Origin of the sequence: Burkholderia sp. E168m22, from assembly GCF_001319805.1 — a bacterium.
Taxonomy (GTDB): domain Bacteria; phylum Pseudomonadota; class Gammaproteobacteria; order Burkholderiales; family Burkholderiaceae; genus Burkholderia; species Burkholderia orbicola.
In genome coordinates this window covers 1-17,632 of record NZ_BBSK01000072.1, presented here as the reverse complement: position 1 = coordinate 17,632, position 17,632 = coordinate 1, and the positions used below count along the sequence as shown (strand labels likewise).

The window sequence follows — 17,632 nt, the reverse complement described above, 5'->3', positions numbered from 1 at the left end:
GCTACGGCGAGATTGCAACAAATTCTTGCGCGAACGGCGTCGTGCGTGGCGTCACGCGCGCCCGACGCGCGGATGCGCCAACCCCGCGAACGCGGCCGCTTCGCCCGGCGACAGGTCGAACAGATCGCCGGTGAGATCGCGCGGATGCTCGGCCGCGGGCCGGTTGCGCAGGCGCGCGACATGCGTGGGCGCGACATACGCGGCGGCCGTTTCGAGCGGCGGCACGTCGAACAGATCGCGCGTGACGCCGCGCACGGCATCCGTCGGCGAACGGCCGCGCAGGCGCGCGACCAGCTCGACGAAGCGATCGAAATCGCCCGCGCGCGTGGCCTTGTTCACTTCCGCGAGATCGCGCGCCTTCAGCACGCACGGCTGCGCAAGCCGCACGAAATACGGCGCCTCGAGCTCGACCGACAGCGCGAGCGGATAGCTCTTGCCCGTCTGCTCCTTCGCCCGCCCGATGCAGTCGACCACGGCCGCCCCTTGCGCGGCGCCCAGCGGCTTGCCGGTGCTCACGCTGCGCAGGTGGTCGGGAAACACGCGCAACTGCGTGCCGACCGTCAGCGCGGTGGACGACGCGCACACGAGCGCGTAGTGCTGCTCGCGACGCCGGCCCGACGGCAACGTCGAGCGGCTGGCGATGAACGTATGCGGCGGCAACGGCCGCACCTGCCCGCTGGCGTCGACCCACGCATTCCACAGCAGCGCGTCCTTGCGCGCGCCCGCACGCGGACGCGACGCGACCGGCGAAAACAGTGCGAGCAACGAACCCGTGCGATGCGCGGCGACCTGCGCGCTGCTGCCGAGCGGCTGGTTGATGCCCCACAGAAAACGCCCGCCCCCGAGCCGGCGCTCCCATTCCTTGCGGAGCACGACGGTCGGCAGTTCCTCGCCGGACTCGGTACCGATCTTGGTCCAGCAGAACGTGGGAGGGAGGTGTTTCAGTGTCATCAACTTTCTCGGGATACAGCCTCGCTGCTGACAGCAAGCCCATTCAACAGCCGTAACTGTATAGGTATAATGCATCGCATGGAAGCCCCGGACCAGGATTTTCCCGTTCAAGACCTGTTGCGCCGCCTGATGGCAGACACACGCTCGTCCAGCGAAATCGCGCGACTTTCCGGGGTCAGCCAGCCCACCGTATCGCGCCTTCGGCTGTCGAACGGGCACCGGCTGCGCCGTAGCGCGCCATTCAACAAGCTATGCAGTTTCTATGGGGTCGACACCGAGCCGTCGCGCCGCCGGTACAACGACCTGCTGCGCGACGCGATCGTCGACGCGTGGGACGGCTCGGACGAGCACGGGCGCGCGCTGCTGGTCGTGATTCAGGGGCTGAAGGATTTGCAGGCGAAGGCGGATGACGGGTAATCGCGGCAACGTACCCGGTCATTCATCAAGATTGAACGTGATCGGCACGCGCGCTCGCATCGGCGTCGGCGCGCCGTTTTCTATATGCGCGGCGCAGCGGCTTGCCAGCACCGCATCGCGCGCCGCGGCATCGAGGCGCGGATAGCCGCTGCCGGCGGCAGCGACACGCGCGGCGACCACCCGGCCGCATCGGTTTCCGGTTCGACGAGCGCGGTGCCGCGTTCGCCCCTGCCGTCGCCCCTGCCGTCGCCCGGACCGCGCCTCGTCAGCAATCGCACGCCGCGCCGCATTGCGCGAGCGAATTCTCCTTGCTGCGAAAAACCAGCGGCTGTTCGTCGCTCGGCGCACGACGTCGCGCGAACTGCACGGCCTGTTCGACCTGACCGTGATGGGCGGACTTCGCACACACCGGATCGGCCTCCCGCGGGTCGCCGGCCAGCAGGTAGGCCTGACACCGGCAACCACCGTGATCCGCATGCCGCTCGTCGCACGTACGACACGGCTCGCGCATCCAGTCGTCGCCGCGAAACGCGTTGAACGCGTCGCTGTCGTACCAGATGTCCCGCAGTGAACGGTCGCGCACGTTCGGCAACGCGAGCCCCGGCAGCGACCGCGCGGCATGGCACGGCAGCGCGGTACCGTCCGGCGCGACGCCGAGGAACACCGAGCCCCAGCCGTTCATGCAGGCCTTCGGGCGGCGCTCGAAATAGTCGGGCACGACGAACAGGATCTTGCAACGCTCGCCGATCAGCTTGCGATAGCGGTTGACCGTGTCCTCCGCCTCGCGCACCTGCTCGACGGTCGGCATCAACTGGTCGCGATTGAGCATCGCCCAGCCGTAGTACTGCGTGTTCGCGAGCTCCAGGTAATCGGCGCCGAGATCGAGCGCCATCTCGATGATCTGCCCCACGTGCGGCAGGTTGTAGCGATGCAGCACGCAGTTGAGCACCATCGGGTAACCGTGCGCCTTGATCAGCCGCGCCACGTCGCGCTTCAGTTCGAACGTGCGTGTGCTGGTCAAGAAATCGTTTAGCTCGCGCGTCGAATCCTGCAGCGACAACTGGATGTGGTCGAGCCCGGCGGCCTTGAGCCGCTCGATGCGCGCGACGTTCAGCCCGATGCCCGACGTGATCAGGTTCGTATAGAAGCCGAGCCCGCGCGCATGCGCGACGAGCGTCTCGAGGTCGCCGCGCTGCAGCGGCTCGCCGCCCGAGAAGCCGATCTGCGCGGCGCCGAGCGCGCGTGCGTCGCTGATGACCGTGCGCCACGCATCGGTATCGAGTTCCGCGCCGTGCGTCGCGAAGTCGACCGGGTTGTAGCAGAACGCGCAGTGCAGCGGGCAGCGGTACGTGAGTTCCGCGAGCAGCCACAGCGGCGCGGACGGACGGGAAGTATCGGGCGTCATGTCAGTCGAGCCAGCCGCGCAGTCGCGCATGATCGAGAAAACGGTACACGTCGGTCGCGAGATCCGATTGCATGAACAGGCGTTCGAGCTCGCCGATGATGTCGTCCAGTTCGCGCGTGCCGTCGCAGCGCGCGAGAATCTCGCCGGCGCTCGGGTTCAGCTTGACCATGCCCTCCGGATAGAGCAGCACGTACGCATCCTGGGCTGCCTCCCATTGCAGGCGGTACATGCCCCTGAGGCAGGGGCGCAGCGGCACGCCGCTGGCGGCTTCGATCGCGTTCATAACGGGTAGGCCTTTTCGACGGCGTCGAGCATCGACCACAGGATGTCGAGCTTGAATTGCAGAATGCCGAGCGCGCGCTGCTGCGCGTCCGGTGTCGTGAAATGCGCGAGCGTCACCGCGAGCCCATGCTCGACGTCGCGCTGCGCGAGCGGCACGCGGCTGCGGAAGTAATGCAGCCCGGCCGGTTCGATCCACGGGTAATGCGACGGCCAGCCCGCGAGCCGGTCGAGATGGATCTGCGGCGCGAACATCTCGGTCAGCGACGAGCACACGGCTTCCTGCCAGGGCGCGCGCCGCGCGAAGTTCACATACGCATCCACCGCGAAACGCACGCCCGGCAGCACGTGTTCGAGCGACCACAGCTCGTCGCGCGTCAGGCCGCACGCTTCGCCGAGCCGCACCCACGCCTCGATGCCGCCTGCGTTGTCGCCCTGCCCGTCGTGGTCGATCAGCCGCTGAATCCAGCGGCGCCGCGTCTCGCGGTCGGGGCAGTTCGACAGGATCGCCGCATCCTTGAGCGGGATGCAGATCTGGTAGTAGAAGCGGTTCGCGACCCAGCCGCGGATCTGCGTGGGCGAACAGGCGCCGCTGTTGAGCCGCCGGTTGAACGGATGATGAATGTGATAGCGCGATTCGAGCGCACGCAGGCGCGCCTCGAATTCGGTCGCGGTCCAGGGCGTCGCGTGCAACGCCGTAGCGGGGATCGGTGCGTTCATCGTCAGACCTGGAATTGCATGCCGTCGTGCGCGACGTCGATGCCGTGCGCGCGCAGGTGCGCATGCTCGACGGAATGCGGATCGAGAATCGGGTTCGTGTTGTTGATGTGCGTGAGCACCTTGCGCGTGCGCGCGGGCAGCGTGTCGAGCCAGTCGATCATGCCGGGCTGCCCGGGTTCCGCGCACTGCGCGAGATGCCCCATGTCCGAAGCGTGCTTGCCCGACAGGCCGAGATCGATCATCTCGGTGCCGGTCCAGAACGTGCCGTCCACCAGCACGAGATCGGCGCCGTCCATGGCCGCGCGCACGTCGTCGGTGACCGACGCGAGCCCCGGCGCATAGAACGCGCGCCGCCCGCTCGCGACGTCCTCGATCGACAGCGCGATGTTGTCGCCGGGCGCGGCCGACGCGCGTCGCGGCGAATAAGGCGGCGGCTTGCTGTCGACGGCGATCGCGGTGAAACGGATGCCGCGCGCCGCCGGCACCGCGAACGGCTCGCCGGGCACGATCGTGTGCGCGGCGACGCCGCAGTAATGGCCGAGCAGCGGCACGAGCGGCAAGCCGGTCGACAGGTCGTCGAGCACCGGCGCGCTCGCGTAGAGCGGCAGCGGCGTCGAACGCTCGCGCAGCATCAGCAGGCCCGTCACGTGATCGATCTGCGCGTCGCACAGCACGACGGCGGCGATGCCGCTGTCGCGGATCGCGCGCGCCGGTTGCAGGTCCGGCGCCGCGCGCAACTGGGAAAGAATGTCGGGCGACGCATTGACGAGGACCCAGTCGACGCCGTCGTCGCTGACCGCGATCGACGACTGCGTGCGCGACAGCACGTGGCCGCTTCCGCTGCGCGCACGACGGCAGTTCGCGCAATTGCAGTTCCATTGCGGCAGCCCGCCGCCGGCTCCCGAGCCGAGTATCTTGATCTTCATGGGCGTCAGCTCCCGAGGCCGCCCGCGCCGACCACGGCGAAGCGGGCGGCACGCACGGCGATCAGCGGTTGGCGATGTACATCGTGATTTCGAAGCCGAAGCGCAGGTCGGTGTAAGACGGTGTCGTCCACTGCATGGTGTGTCTCCTGTTGAGTTGATGAGTTGATGCGTTGCCGGATGAATCGAACGACCGCGGCAAGCGAGCGGTCGATTTCTATTCAGCAAGGAGCGTGCCGAACGCGTATTGCGGCGGCGCGGCGGCGGTAGACGGCCGCCATCCGGGCATCGAGGCGGAATCCTTACGAATAGCCGACACGATCCGCGCGAATGCGGTCCGCCACCCCGGCGGCACGATGTCCGCGAGTGGTCACAAGTGTTGAATCGTTGAACACCGGTGTTGCAAGTTGACACACCGGCTGTGACAGGTCGCGCACCGCGCGACGGCCGCGCGCGTCAGTCTTCGTCGGACGACGGCTGGCGTCCCGCGTCGGCGGCCGGCATCTTCCGGTAGATCGTGTTGCGCGAGACGCCGAGCGCGCGCGCCGCGGCGGACACGTTGCCGCCATGACGCGCGAGCGCGGCGGCGATCGCGGAGGCGGCGACGTCCTGCAGGCGCGCGTCGGCGGGCGGCAACGCGTCCGCGACGCAAGGGCCGGCGCTCGCCGCGGCAGGCGAATCGGGCGCCGCCTGCCCTGCGTGCCCGACGTGCGCATCGCCGCGCCGCAGGTCGTCGAAGAAGTCGTCGGGCAGGTGCTCGCGCCGGATTTCGCCGTCGTCGTCGACCATCGCGGCCGCCGTGCGCAGCAGGTTGCCGAGCTGGCGGAAGTTGCCCGGCCACGTGCACCGCACGAACAACTCCATCACGTCCGGCGCCACCGACAGCGGCGGCCGGCCCGGGCCCGCGAACGCTTCGCGCTGCAGCATCTTCTGCACGACGACCGCGAGATCCGTGCGGTCGCGCAACGGCGGCAGGCGCACCACGAGGCCGTTCAGCCGGTAGTAGAGATCCTCGCGGAAACGGTTCTGCGCGATCATCTCGCGCAAGTCGCGGTGCGTCGCGCAGATGATCGCGATGTCGACGGCGATCGTCTTCGTCGACCCGAGCGGGTTGACGAGGCGCTCCTGCAGCACGCGCAGCAGCCGCACCTGCAGCGGATACGGCATGTCGCCGATCTCGTCGAGGAACAGCGTGCCGCCGTTCGCCTGCAGCAGCTTGCCGATCGCCCCCTTGCGGCGCGCGCCGGTGAACGCGCCCTCCTCGTAGCCGAACAGCTCGGACTCGATCAGCGTCTCCGGAATCGACGCACAGTTGACCGCGACGAACGGCGCGTCGCGGCGCGGCGAGTCGTTGTGGATCGCCTGCGCGAGCAGTTCCTTGCCGGTGCCGGTCTCGCCGGTGATCAGGATCGGGATGTCCTTGCCGATCACCTTGCGCACCTTCGCGATCACGCTGGCGACCTGCGCATCGCCGGTGTCGAGATAGTTGAGCCGCGACAGGCCGGCCGACGTGCCCGCCGCCGGCGCGGGCACCGCGTTCGCGCGCGCGGCCGGCGCGCCCGCGTCGTGGACGTCCGTCGGCCGGCTGCCTTCGGCGAGCGTCGCGCGGCGGAAGTGCACGCGCGCGCAGACCACCGCGCCGTTGCCGAGATTGAGCATCAGGTGCCGGTCGGTGCTCGCGCGCATGCGGTCGATCAGCTGGGCGCTGGTGACGTCGAACAGCGACGACAGCGTGTGCGCGCGCAGCGCGGCGAGCGGCATGCCGAGCTGGAACTGCGCGCTGCGATTGGCCGACAGGAAGCGGCCATCGGCGGTGAACGCGACGATCCCCTCCATCAGCGTGCCGAGAAATTCGGGGCGGCCATGGAACGACACCTGCAGCGTTTCCTGAAAGGTCGTCGTAAACAGGTGATTCTCGATCATCTGCACCGACATCTTCGCGAGCGCCATCGTGTGCTGGTGATAGCTGCGGTGGTCGCCCGTCACGTCGAGCACGCCGATCGCGTCGCCGTACGGATCGAGGATCGGCACGCTCGAACAGGTCAGGAAGCGGTTCGCGGCCAGGAAGTGCTGGTCGCCGTGGACGACCATCGGGCACAGCTCGGCCAGCGCCGTGCCGATCGCGTTGGTGCCTTGCCGGTTCTCCGCCCAGTTCGCGCCCGGGCGCAGCGCGACCTTCTCCGCGCGGCGCAGGAAATCGTCGTCGCCGATCGAATGCAGGATCAGCCCTTCCGCATCGGTCAGCACGATCATGCTCTGCGTGTTGACGATCTGCTCGTGCAGCGTCTCCATCACCGGCATCGCGTGTACGCACAGCACCCGGCTCTGCTCGCGCTTGAGCACCAGCGCCGCGTTCGACAGCACGTCGTAGTCGGGCCGCGCCGATACCTGCAGGCCGAACGTCTCCGAGCGCTCATGGGCCTTCTGGATCGACGGCGCGGGCCAGCCGGCGGGATGCGCGGCCCGTGACCCGGCCGCCTGCTCTACGTCATCGCGCATTGTCTCCTCCGGGGGATCCTTCCGGTCAACTGCCGGACTCTTTGCCGTCACTGCAAGCAAGCATCGGGCCACGCTGGCGCCACGCAACGAAACTGAAAGGACGATGTAATGAATCGACCGGGCGCAGCGGCGGCGTGTCGCGTCAGGCGACGGCCTGCCTTCGTGATACCGTGATTTCCCGACGCGTGACTACCCGTGCGAATCCGGATCTTCGCGGCGGGCGCGCTTCTGGCGCGCTTCTCGCTTTGTCGCAGGGCAGGCCCGGCCACCGTCCGGCCGCCGAAAGTTCCCCCTTCCGAACCCTATCGACAGACATGACGCGTCGCCCGACTCGATCCACGCCATCGCTCGCGCCGCGGGCCTTGCCCGATACGCCGGCGTCACCGGCCCCGCCCGTACACAGGCGCCTGCACCGCGACGCGCAATCGATCGCCTTCGCCGTGGCCGGCGCCGCGCAGGGCCATCCGGTCGTCGTGCTGCACGGCGGGCCCGGCAGCGGCAGCCAGGCCGGCATCCTGCGGCTGTTCGACCTCACCCGCGTGCGCGTCGTGCTCGTCGATCAGCGCGGCGCGGGCGCGTCGGGGCCGCGCGGCGGCACGCGCCACAACGACACCGCGCGGCTGATCGCGGATCTGGAGGCGGTGCGCGAGCAGCTCGGCATCGCCCGCTGGGGCGTCGTCGGCGGCTCGTGGGGCGCCGCGCTCGCGCTCGCGTATGCGGGCACGCATCCGGCGCGGGTGACGGGCGTCGTGCTGCGCGGGCTGTTCCTGACGTCGCCACGCGAAGTCCGCGGGCTCTTCATGACTTCCCGCACGCGTGCGCCGCGCGAATGGCGGCGCCTGCATGCAGCGGCCGGCGGCGGCCGGCCGGATCACCTGCTGTCACGCTGCGCTGCCGGGCTGCGCCCCGGCGCGAACACAGCCCGCCAGCGCGCAGTGGCGCTCGCGTGGCACGCATACGAAAGCGCGATCCTCGCATCGGCACGCACGCGCCGCTCGCCCGTGCATGCGGTCCGTTCGAACCAGACCGTCGGCCGTCTGATCGACAAATACCGGGTCCAGGCGCACTACCTGCAACACGACTGCTGGCTCGGCGAGCGCCGCGTGCTCGCGCTCGCGCGACGGGCCGCACAGGCGCGCGTGCCGCTGTTCGCCGCGCACGGGATGCACGATCCCGTTTGCCCGGTCGGCAACGTCGAACGCCTCGCGCGGGCCGCACCCGAAGCGGAAATCGAACGCGTGCAGGCCGGGCATCTCGCAAGCGACCCGGCATTGGCGCGCAGCGTCGCACGCGCCGTCAATGCGATGTTCGCGACGGTGCCGCTCACGTAACGGCCCCGCACTCGCTCGTGTCATGACGCGACGACACATGCAAGCGCGCCACACACGGCCACGCGCCGCTCAATCCCACGCATAGCGCACGCCGACCCACGCACCGCGCGGCGCGCCCGGCCCGACGAACTGCTCATTCACCGGATGGGCGCCGTCGAACGTATGGTTCGGCCCGTTGAAGAAATTCTGGCCGAGTGCGCCGAAGCTCGCGTAGCGCTTGTCGAGCAGGTTCGTCACGCTCGCGAACACCTCGAACCGCTTCGTGATCCGGTAACGCATGTCGAGATCGACCAGCACGTAGCCCGCGATCCGGCCGTTCACGTCCCCGTTGTTCTCGTCGCCGCGTGCGTACACGCCGCCGCGCCAGGTCACGTTCGCGCCGATGTCCCACGCGGGCGTCGCCGCGTAGTCGAGCCGCAGTTTCACCGTATGCGCGGGAATGCCGGGGATGCGGTCGCCCGGCTTGACGGTCACGTTGCCGTTCGCGTCGGCCGCCGAATTCGCCGGGCTGTGTTCGGTCCACGACGAGCGGTAGGTCGCGTCGACATAGCTGTACGACAGCCCGACACCGAGCGGGCCGACCCGCGTGCGGCCAGCGAGCTCGATACCCTGCCGCCGCGTATCGCCGACGTTGCGGAAGTAGCCCTGCGCGCTGGCCGGGCTGCTGATGAACTGGATATCGTCGGTCAGCGTCGTGCGATAGGCGGCGGCGCTCCAGGTCGTCGCCCCGCCGATGCGGCCGCGCATGCCGGCCTCGAACGTCTTCGAGATCACCGGTTTGAGCGCCGGGTCGGCGATGAAGTCGTTCGGCAGCGAACACGGCGCGGCCGGGTCCGCGCACGCGAGCTCGATCGCGGTCGGCGAACGCATGCCTTCGTTGTACGTCGCATAGGTGGTGAAGCCCGGCACCGGGTTCCAGTTGAGCCCGACGGCCGGGTTGAAGCGCGAGAACACATGGCTGCCGTCGAGCAGCGGCTGCACGCCGCTCTCGTCGCCGATCCGCGCTTTCGACCAATCGTAGCGGCCCGACAGCGTCAGCGTCCAGTGCGGCGTCAGCGACAGCGCATCGCTCAGGTACACACCGACGTTCGCATTGCGCGTCTTCGCGCTGGTCTGCGGAACGAAATCGCCGATGCCGATCGCCGCGCGCGCATCGGTAAACGATGCGTCCTGCGACGACGCGACGTAGCTCGAATTCGCGACATCGGCCGAGACGCCCGCGACCAGCCGGTTCGCCATCCCGCCGAGCTTGCCGAGCAGCGTGAGCTGCACGCTGCCGCCGTAGCTGTCGGTGACGATCGTCGATTGCGCATTGCTGCCCTGCACCGTGTCGACCGTGCCGTCCTCGTCCACCGATCCGTAGTCCGTATTGTTGTTGCTGCTCGTGTTGGTGTTGCGCAGGTGCCGGTAGTACGCGTTGCCGCTCAGCTCGACGTGTTCGCCGAAAAATCGCTCGCCCGACAGCGTCAGGTAGCCGGCGCTGTTGCGGTTCCGGTCCGGATACGTATACGCCTGCTTCCGGTTGTCGAGGAACGAGCGCGGGATCGTCTGGGTGCCGGACAGCGTGTTGTCCGCGCCGCCCGCGGCAATCGACAGCGTCGTGTCCGCATCAGTGTAGCGCAGCTTGCCGAACGCCTGCCGCACGCGGCTCGCGTTATGGTCGGCCCAGCCGCCGTCGTTCGCGACGTTCGCGGTCGCGTAGTAGTCGAGGTTCGAGCCGATCGTGCCGCCCTGCTCGACGCTGGCGGTCTTGCGGCCCCATGAGCCGCCCGACACCTCCGCTTCGCCGCCCGGGTTCGACCTGCCGTTCTTCGTCGTGATCGCGAGCGCACCGCCGAGCGTGTTGAGCCCGTACACCGGGTTGGAGCCCGGAATCAGCTGCACGCGGTCGATCGCCTGCGTGGGCAGGATGTCCCAGTTCACGACGTCGCCGAACGGCTCGTTCACGCGCACGCCGTCGACGAACACCGACAACCCCTGCGGCGTGCCGAGCAGCGGCGACGCGGTGAAGCCGCGATAGTTGACGTCCGCCTGATACGGGTTGCCCTGCGCGTCCGAGATCGTCACGCTCGGCAGGTTCGCCGCGAAGAAATCGGTGAGCGTCGCGCGGTGCTGCGCGTCGAGCTCCGTCGCACGCACGCTCTGCACGTTCGCCGGCACTTTCGACAGCGGCGTGCCGATCCCGGGCAGCGGCGTCGTGCCGACGACGACCACCGCGGGCAGCACGATGGCCGGCGGCTCGGCCGGCGCGATCGCGCCGCCGTCGGGCTGCTGCTGCGCGCGCACGCTGCCGGGCGGCAGGCCGAACAGCGCCAACGTGCCAACGGTCACGCCAACGCATCGCGCACGCCGGCCACGCCGCATCGCGCCGTACCATCCGGCGGCCTTTGGTCTCCTGATCATTCCGTTGTCTCCGCACTTGTATTTCGCCGGGCCGTGCGATGCACCGCGCGGCGACGGGTTGTCGCGACACCGGCGTGCGAGAACCGTGCCAGCGCCGCGAGCACGAGCAGCGCGCGCTGCGCCGCACATCGCTTCGGAACGGCACGCGTGCGACCGATTCGCCGCTGTCCCGCGGACTGCACCACCTGTCATGTTTGGCAACACTTCGCGCGCGCCGGTGTACCTGAATGCAACACCTGCGTCGACGTCATGACGCGCACCGTCGCTCGGCGCATCACCCGCGATGCGTCCGCGTGCCGCGCCGCACCGGCTTCCGGCCGCGATGGCATGCGACTTGCGTAACGGGCAGTGCACTCGGCCCGGAAACCCCAACCGTGCCGGCGCGACGCAACGTTCGCGGCGGTGCGACCACAATGACCCAGGAGACAACCATGAAGAAACTCTCGGCTTCAGCGAGCCGGCTGGCGACGATCGGCATCGCGGTGGCGGCCGCCGTCGCGCTGAACCCCGGCCTCGTCGAAGCGGCCGCGGATTACCCGGCCGTGACCTACCAGCGCCTGACCGATGCACACGGCGACCCGGGCTGGCTGACCTACTACCGCACCTACGACGGCCGCTCGCATTCGCCGCTCAAGCAGATCGACACGTCGAACGCGAAGGATCTCAAGCAGGTGTGGGCGTACAAGTTCCCCGCCGACCTGAAGCAGGGCTTCGAGGCCACGCCGATCGTCAACGGCAACTACCTGTTCGTGACGACGCCGAAGGACAACGTCTACGCGTTCGATGCAAAGACCGGCAAGCAGCTGTGGAAATACGAGCCGAAGCTCGGCGCGGCCTCGTTCAAGACCGCGTGCTGCGACGTCGTCAACCGCGGCGTCGCGCTGTACGGCAAGAACGTCTACATCGCGATGCTGAACGGCGAAATCGCGGCGCTCGACGCGCAGACCGGCACGCTCGTGTGGAAGAAGCAGATGTTCGAGCCGGGCCTCGGCTACGCGTTCTCGCTCGCGCCGCTCGCGATCGACGGCGCGATCGTCGTCGGCACGTCCGGCGGCGAATATGGGATTCGCGGCTACATCGCCGCGCTGAATCCGGAGGACGGCTCGCAGGTCTGGAAACGCTACACGATCCCCGCCGCCGGCGAAAAGGGCGCGGAAACCTGGCCCGACGGCATGCAGAGCCATGGCGGCGGCGCCGCGTGGCTCACCGGCACCTACGACGCCGCGTCGCGCACGCTGTACTGGGGGGTCGGCAACCCCGGCCCGTGGCTCGCGGCGCTGCGCCCCGGCGACAACCTGTATTCCGACTCGCTGCTCGCGCTCGATGCGAAGAGCGGCAACCTGAAGTGGCACTACCAGTACACGAACAACGACACGTGGGACTACGACGGCGTGAACGCGGCCGTCCTCGCGGACATCAAGTACAAGGGCAAGGACTACGACGCGATCATCCACGCCGACCGCAACGGCTTCTTCCACGCGATCGACCGCACGACCGGCAAGCTGATCTACGCGACGCCGTTCGTGAAGGCGCTGTCGGTCACCGGCTACACGGACGACGGCAAGCCGATCCAGGACGCATCGAAGTTCCCGAAGGCCGGCACGACGATCGAAACGTGCCCGAGCTTCCTCGGCGGCAAGAACTGGTGGTCGATCTCGTACGACCAGGAACGCAACATCGCGGTCGTGCCGGCGCTGCATGCGTGCATGAGCCTGACCGGCAAGTCGGTCAGCTACATGGAAGGCCTGCCGTATCTCGGCGAAGGCTTCGAGATCAAGCCCGAGCCGGGCAGCGAAGGCTACGGCGAACTGACGGCCATCGATGTGAACACCGGCAAGAAGCTGTGGAGCCACTGGTCGAAGAAGCCGTGGAACGGCGGCGTCGCGACCACCGCGAGCGGCCTCGCGTTCAGCGGCTCGCTCGACGGCCACCTGTACGCGTTCGACACGGCGACCGGCAAGGTGCTGTGGGAAAGCCCGCAACTGGCGAGCGGCATCATCTCGCAGCCGTCGGTGTATGAAGTCGACGGCAAGGAGTATGTCGCGGTGCTCGCCGGCTACGGCGGCGCGAACCCGATCTGGGGCGGCCCGATGGCCGACATCGCGAAGGACGTTCCGCGCGGCGGCACGCTCTACGTGTTCGCGCTCAACTGACCCGGCGCCACGCCCGAGTCGCGCCCGCATGCGCCCGATGCGGGCGCGACGCCCCACCCGCTTCAACCGGACACCGACCATGAATACTCGCCTCACTTCCGTTACCGTCGCCAGTCTGCTCGCCGTGGGCGTGGTGCTGACACCGGCAACCGCATCGGCCGGCGTGCGCGTCTGCACGCTGCCCGGCAGCCCCACCACGGCGCTCGATCGCTCCGTCGCGCGCGAAGTGTTCCGCACCGCGGGCATCGCCGCGACCTTCAACACACGCGGCGTCGACGACAACGGCGACGACGACGGCATCTCCGCCAGCGAGCTGACGAAATCGCTCGAACGCGACTGCGACGTGATCGCCGGCTTCCCGCGCTCCGCGATCGCCGATGCGTCGGGATCGAAGATGACGTTCTCGCAAGGCTATCTGCGCTCCGGCTACGTCAGCGTGTCGCTGCGCGATGCGCCCGCGCCGTCCGGCGCGAAGGAAACGATCGCGGCCACCTACGGCAGCCCGTCGCAACTGATCGCCGCGCAGCAGACGAACGCCCGCTTCGACCTCGAGAACACGAGCGAGAAAACGATCGGTGCGCTCGCCGCGGGCCGTGCGCAGCGCGCGATCGTCTGGTATCCGAGCGTCGTCGCATACGAGCGTGCGCACCCGAAACAACGGTTCCAGGTGGCGGCGACGTCGTCGCCGTACTCCGACTGGCAACTGTCGTTCGCGTTCGGGCCAGGCAAGGACGCGCTGCAACAGCGCATCGACGCCACGCTGTCGCAACTGAGCGGCAACGGCCGCCTCGCGTCGCTCACGCGCGGCTGGACGCTGCCCGACGGCATCGCGCAAGCCGCCGCCTCGCGCGTGCCCGGCCGGTTTCTCGACGGCGCGATCGCGTCCGCGCAGCGGCCCGGCTTCGTCAAGGTGTCGACGAGCGAAGGCGGCGGCGTCCCGTCGTTCGACCAGGCTCAGGTGCAGCATGGCAAGAAGCTCTACGGCGATGCGTGCGCGAAATGCCACGGCGACCAGCTCGAGGGCAATACCGCGCCCGCGCTGAGCGGGGAATCGTTCGCGCCCGAAGGCAAGTCGCACATCACGGTCGGCGGCATCTTCCTGTACATGTCGAGCAACATGCCGGCCGATCGCCCCGGCAAGATGTCCGCGCAGGAATACGAGGATCTGATGGCGTTCCTGCTTTATTCGAACGGCTACGACGCGTCGAAGAACAAGCTGACCGCCGAGATCGCGAATGCGTCGAAGGCGCCGCTGATCGCCGGGCCGCGCAAGTAACCGCTCCACCCTCTTTCGTTTCGATCGACCGCCGTGCCGGGCAGCTTGCCCGGCGCGCGGGCCGGGCTTTTTCCGTTCATTTCATTCAGGACCGCATCATGATCTCCCGTCATCGCAGAACCTTCTTCGTGCAGGCCGCCGGCCTGTGCGCCGCGCTCGCGGCCGGCACGCGCGCATTCGCCGCCGCCCCGCCCGTCGACGAAAACGACGCGGCGGCGAAGACGCTCGGCTACCGCGCCAAGGCGACGACCGTCGACGCCGGCAAGTTCCCGAAGTACCAGGCCGGCCAGACGTGCTCGAACTGCCGCTTCTACAAGGCCGCCGCGGGCGAATCCTCCGGCACGTGCCCGATGTTCGCGGGCAAGACGGTTGCCGCGGAAGGCTGGTGCAACGTCTATGCCAAGCTCGCTTGACGCCGGGCCCGCACGCGAACGCGACGGCGCGCCGTCGCCGTGTCGCGGCGCCCACGCCGACCGCGCCGCGCATCTGCATGCGCTGATCGCGCTGGGCATCGATCGCGGCTACGTGACGCACGGTGAAATCGCCGATGCGCTGCCCGACGACGCGACCGACGGCGCGGATGCGGACGCCGCCGCGTCGATGCTGCGCGAGCTCGGCATCGACGTGCGCGAGCATACCGGCGCGCATACCGCATGGACGCTCGATCGTCATTTCGCGCAAGTGACGGAAGTCGCGTCGCCGCTCGCCGACGCATCGACGCCGCTCCCGGCCGACGATCTGCTCGCGGGCCACACCAACGATCCGATCCGGCTCTATCTGCGGGAAATGAGCGCGACGCCGCTGCTCGAACGCGACGAAGAGATCGCGCTCGCGCTGCGTCTGGAAAGCGGCCGCGCGGCGTGCATCGACGCGTTGAGCCGCGATCCGGCGGCACTCGCCGCCGTCGCGGCGCTCGCGGATGACATTCGTGCCGGCAAGGTGGCGGCGTCGGTTTACGTGACGGGGTTCGCCGGCGATGCCGAATCGCCTGCAAGTGCACCGGCGACGTTGCCCGACGCTCCGGCCATCGAATCACCGGCGCCCAACGACGACGCCGATCTTTCTCTCGACAGCCCGGCGTGGCGCGATACGGTCGTCGACGCGCTCGAACGTGTCGGTGCGCTGGCGCCCGCGATGCAGCGTGCATTGCATGCCGACGGTTTCGCGTCGGCCGCTTACCGGACGCTGCTGCGCGAGGCTACGGCGTCGACCGGCCGCATCCGCTTCACCTCGCGCGCGATCGAACGGATCGGGCAAGCGAACGGCGAGCGTGCGACTCGGGCACGTACGTTCGAACAACGACTCGTCGATACGCTGGCCGCCGCGGGCATACGTGCCGAATCCGCGCGCCACGACCTCTTCACGCCGTGCGACGACGTACGCGCATGGCTACACGCCTGCCGCGCCGCGCACCCTGACTGCGCCGCCGCGCTCGCCCGCCACGCGCCGGCGCTGATCGACGCGCGCGGCGCGCTCGCTCGCCTCTCCGGCCAGTCTGCGCTGCCGCTCCACATCGCGATCGCGCTCGATGCGCGGCTCGCGCGTATCGAGCGGGCGATGCAACCCGCGAGAACGAAGCTGTTCCAGAGCAATCTGCGGCTCGTCGTGTCGGTCGCCAAACGCTATGCCGATCGTGGCCTGCCGTTCTCCGATCTGATCCAGGAAGGCAATATCGGCCTGATGAAGGCCGTCGATCGCTACGATCACCGGCGCGGCTTCAAATTCTCGACGTATGCGACGTGGTGGATCCGGCAGGCGATCACGCACGCGCTGGCCGATCTGGGCCGCACGATACGCGTGCCCGCGCATACGGTCGATACACTGAACAAACTGTCGCGGCTCGCGCGACTCCATCGGCAACGCACCGGCGACGTCGCCGACGCGCGGGCGCTCTCCACGCAGATGCGGCTGCCGGTCGACAAGGTGCGCGAGCTGATGAGCATCGTGCGCGAGCCGATCTCCGCCGACCTGCCGGTTTCGCCCGATCACGACCTCACGTTGTGCGACGTCACGATCGACCCCGACGCGCCGACGCCGGAAGAAGCCGCGAGCGCCGGTCAGTTGCGTGCGGCGGTTGCCGAGCTGATCGACAGCCTCCCGGTACGCGAGGCGTGGATTCTTCGCCTGAGGTACGGCATCGATGTCGACAACGAATATTCGCTGCGCGAGATCGGCCGGCAACTGAACCTGTCGGCCGAGCGCGTTCGTCAGCTCGAGGTATCGGCGCTCGAACGCATCCGGCAATTCAGGCACGCACCGGCGCTTCGCTCGCTGCTCGCCTGACGCGGCGGTGCCGCGCGACCATCTGCCGGCTCGCCCCAACTGCTCAGGACTGCAACACGACCTGCTGCATTTCTGAACGCCACACGGCATCGCGCGACCGTCCGCGATACAGCGCGACCAATCAGGTCGAGCACCACACGCCCGGCCGTCGCGACTTTCGCCGCCAGCGCATACCAGTCGCGCAACTGGCATGCATGTTGCGTTTTCCCGAGCGCCGTCAGGAATCACATGAACGCATGGAGACACGCTTGTCCAAGATCGAATCGGTTCTTCACGAAACCCGTCAGTTCGCGCCGCCCGCGGCGCTCGAGAAGACGGCGACCATTTCCGGCATGCCGGCCTACCGCGCGCTCGTCGCCGAGGCCGAGCAGGATTACGAAGGCTTCTGGGCGCGCCTCGCGCGCGAAGGCCTTACGTGGCACAAGCCGTTCACCAAGGTGCTCGACGAGCGCAACGCGCCGTTCTACACATGGTTCGACGACGGCGAGCTGAACGCGTCGTACAACTGCCTCGACCGCCACGTCGAAGCCGGCAACGGCGAGCGCGTCGCGGTGATCTTCGAGGCCGACGACGGCACCGTCACCCGCGTCACCTATGCCGATCTCCTCGCGCGCGTGTCGCGCTTCGCCAATGCGCTGAAGAAACGCGGGATCGGCAAGGGCGATCGCGTCGTCATCTACATTCCGATGTCGATCGAAGGCATCGTCGCGATGCAGGCCTGCGCGCGCATCGGCGCGACCCACTCGGTCGTGTTCGGTGGCTTCTCCGCGAAATCGCTGAACGAGCGGCTCGTCGACGTCGGCGCGGTCGCGCTGATCACCGCCGACGAACAGGCGCGCGGCGGCAAGACGCTGCCGCTCAAGAGCATCGCCGACGAGGCGATCGCGCTGGGCGGCTGCGAAGCGGTCAAAAGCGTGATCGTCTATCGCCGCACCGGCGGCAAGATCGACTGGCATGCGGAGCGCGACCTATGGATGCATGAGCTGACCGAC

At 68.7% G+C, this 17,632-nt stretch carries 16 protein-coding genes; 7 read left to right on the top strand and 9 right to left on the bottom strand.

Annotated elements, in window-relative coordinates:
• Nucleotides 1-51: 51 nt before the first annotated feature.
• Nucleotides 52-951, bottom strand: coding sequence for a hypothetical protein (locus tag AP428_RS16670; RefSeq protein ID WP_011694824.1), 900 nt, complete (start codon nt 949-951; stop codon nt 52-54).
• Nucleotides 952-1,029: 78 nt separating this feature from the next.
• Between AP428_RS16670 and AP428_RS16665 the strand changes: the two genes are divergently transcribed.
• A complete protein-coding gene (locus AP428_RS16665; protein ID WP_011547066.1) occupies nt 1,030-1,368 on the top strand; it encodes a helix-turn-helix transcriptional regulator in 339 nt (112 codons plus the stop codon).
• A gap of 18 nt (nt 1,369-1,386) precedes the next feature.
• On the opposite strand, the gene AP428_RS37795 is transcribed toward AP428_RS16665, so the two are convergent.
• The 7 genes from AP428_RS37795 to AP428_RS16640 form a co-directional block, all read right to left on the bottom strand.
• Nucleotides 1,387-1,479 carry a hypothetical protein gene (locus AP428_RS37795; RefSeq protein WP_374039667.1) on the bottom strand — a complete coding sequence of 31 codons (93 nt, stop codon included), beginning with the start codon at nt 1,477-1,479 and terminating at the stop codon, nt 1,387-1,389.
• A 154-nt stretch (nt 1,480-1,633) separates the two neighbouring features.
• Nucleotides 1,634-2,773: a pyrroloquinoline quinone biosynthesis protein PqqE gene (gene pqqE / locus AP428_RS16660; RefSeq protein ID WP_011547065.1), complete on the bottom strand. Its 1,140-nt coding sequence runs from the start codon at nt 2,771-2,773 to the stop codon at nt 1,634-1,636.
• Between the two features lies 1 nt (nt 2,774).
• Entirely contained in the window at nt 2,775-3,056 is a 282-nt protein-coding gene (pqqD, locus tag AP428_RS16655) for a pyrroloquinoline quinone biosynthesis peptide chaperone PqqD (RefSeq protein WP_006480620.1), read from the bottom strand.
• Nucleotides 3,053-3,772 (bottom strand): pyrroloquinoline-quinone synthase PqqC, encoded by a 720-nt coding sequence (gene pqqC, locus AP428_RS16650; protein WP_011547064.1) that lies wholly within the window; start codon nt 3,770-3,772, stop codon nt 3,053-3,055. The genes pqqD and pqqC overlap by 4 nt, the downstream gene beginning before the upstream one ends.
• 2 nt (nt 3,773-3,774) lie before the next feature.
• The gene (pqqB, locus tag AP428_RS16645; RefSeq protein WP_011547063.1) at nt 3,775-4,698 is read right to left on the bottom strand and encodes a pyrroloquinoline quinone biosynthesis protein PqqB; all 924 of its coding nucleotides are present in this window, start codon (nt 4,696-4,698) and stop codon (nt 3,775-3,777) included.
• A 61-nt stretch (nt 4,699-4,759) separates the two neighbouring features.
• Nucleotides 4,760-4,834, bottom strand: a complete 75-nt coding sequence (gene pqqA, locus AP428_RS35315; protein WP_006485436.1) for a pyrroloquinoline quinone precursor peptide PqqA — start codon at nt 4,832-4,834, stop codon at nt 4,760-4,762.
• A gap of 317 nt (nt 4,835-5,151) precedes the next feature.
• Nucleotides 5,152-7,194: a sigma-54-dependent Fis family transcriptional regulator gene (locus AP428_RS16640; RefSeq protein WP_011547062.1), complete on the bottom strand. Its 2,043-nt coding sequence runs from the start codon at nt 7,192-7,194 to the stop codon at nt 5,152-5,154.
• A gap of 314 nt (nt 7,195-7,508) precedes the next feature.
• Here AP428_RS16640 and AP428_RS16635 point away from each other — a divergent pair, with 314 nt between their 5' ends.
• Nucleotides 7,509-8,525, top strand: coding sequence for an alpha/beta fold hydrolase (locus tag AP428_RS16635; RefSeq protein ID WP_011547061.1), 1,017 nt, complete (start codon nt 7,509-7,511; stop codon nt 8,523-8,525).
• A gap of 69 nt (nt 8,526-8,594) precedes the next feature.
• On the opposite strand, the gene AP428_RS16630 is transcribed toward AP428_RS16635, so the two are convergent.
• Nucleotides 8,595-10,928, bottom strand: a complete 2,334-nt coding sequence (locus AP428_RS16630) for a TonB-dependent receptor (protein ID WP_011547060.1) — start codon at nt 10,926-10,928, stop codon at nt 8,595-8,597.
• 431 nt (nt 10,929-11,359) lie between these two features.
• Between AP428_RS16630 and AP428_RS16625 the strand changes: the two genes are divergently transcribed.
• The 5 genes from AP428_RS16625 to AP428_RS16605 form a co-directional block, all read left to right on the top strand.
• Nucleotides 11,360-13,081: a methanol/ethanol family PQQ-dependent dehydrogenase gene (locus tag AP428_RS16625; protein ID WP_011547059.1), complete on the top strand. Its 1,722-nt coding sequence runs from the start codon at nt 11,360-11,362 to the stop codon at nt 13,079-13,081.
• 79 nt (nt 13,082-13,160) lie between these two features.
• Entirely contained in the window at nt 13,161-14,357 is a 1,197-nt protein-coding gene (locus tag AP428_RS16620; RefSeq protein ID WP_041489356.1) for a c-type cytochrome, read from the top strand.
• A 98-nt stretch (nt 14,358-14,455) separates the two neighbouring features.
• Nucleotides 14,456-14,770: a high-potential iron-sulfur protein gene (locus tag AP428_RS16615; RefSeq protein WP_011547057.1), complete on the top strand. Its 315-nt coding sequence runs from the start codon at nt 14,456-14,458 to the stop codon at nt 14,768-14,770.
• Complete coding sequence (locus AP428_RS16610) at nt 14,754-16,640, top strand: sigma-70 family RNA polymerase sigma factor (protein WP_011547056.1); 1,887 nt, start codon at nt 14,754-14,756, stop codon at nt 16,638-16,640. Before AP428_RS16615 ends, AP428_RS16610 begins: the two co-directional genes overlap by 17 nt.
• 194 nt (nt 16,641-16,834) lie before the next feature.
• On the top strand, nt 16,835-17,632 hold a 798-nt coding region (locus AP428_RS16605), incomplete at its 3' end, for an AMP-binding protein (RefSeq protein WP_236596390.1).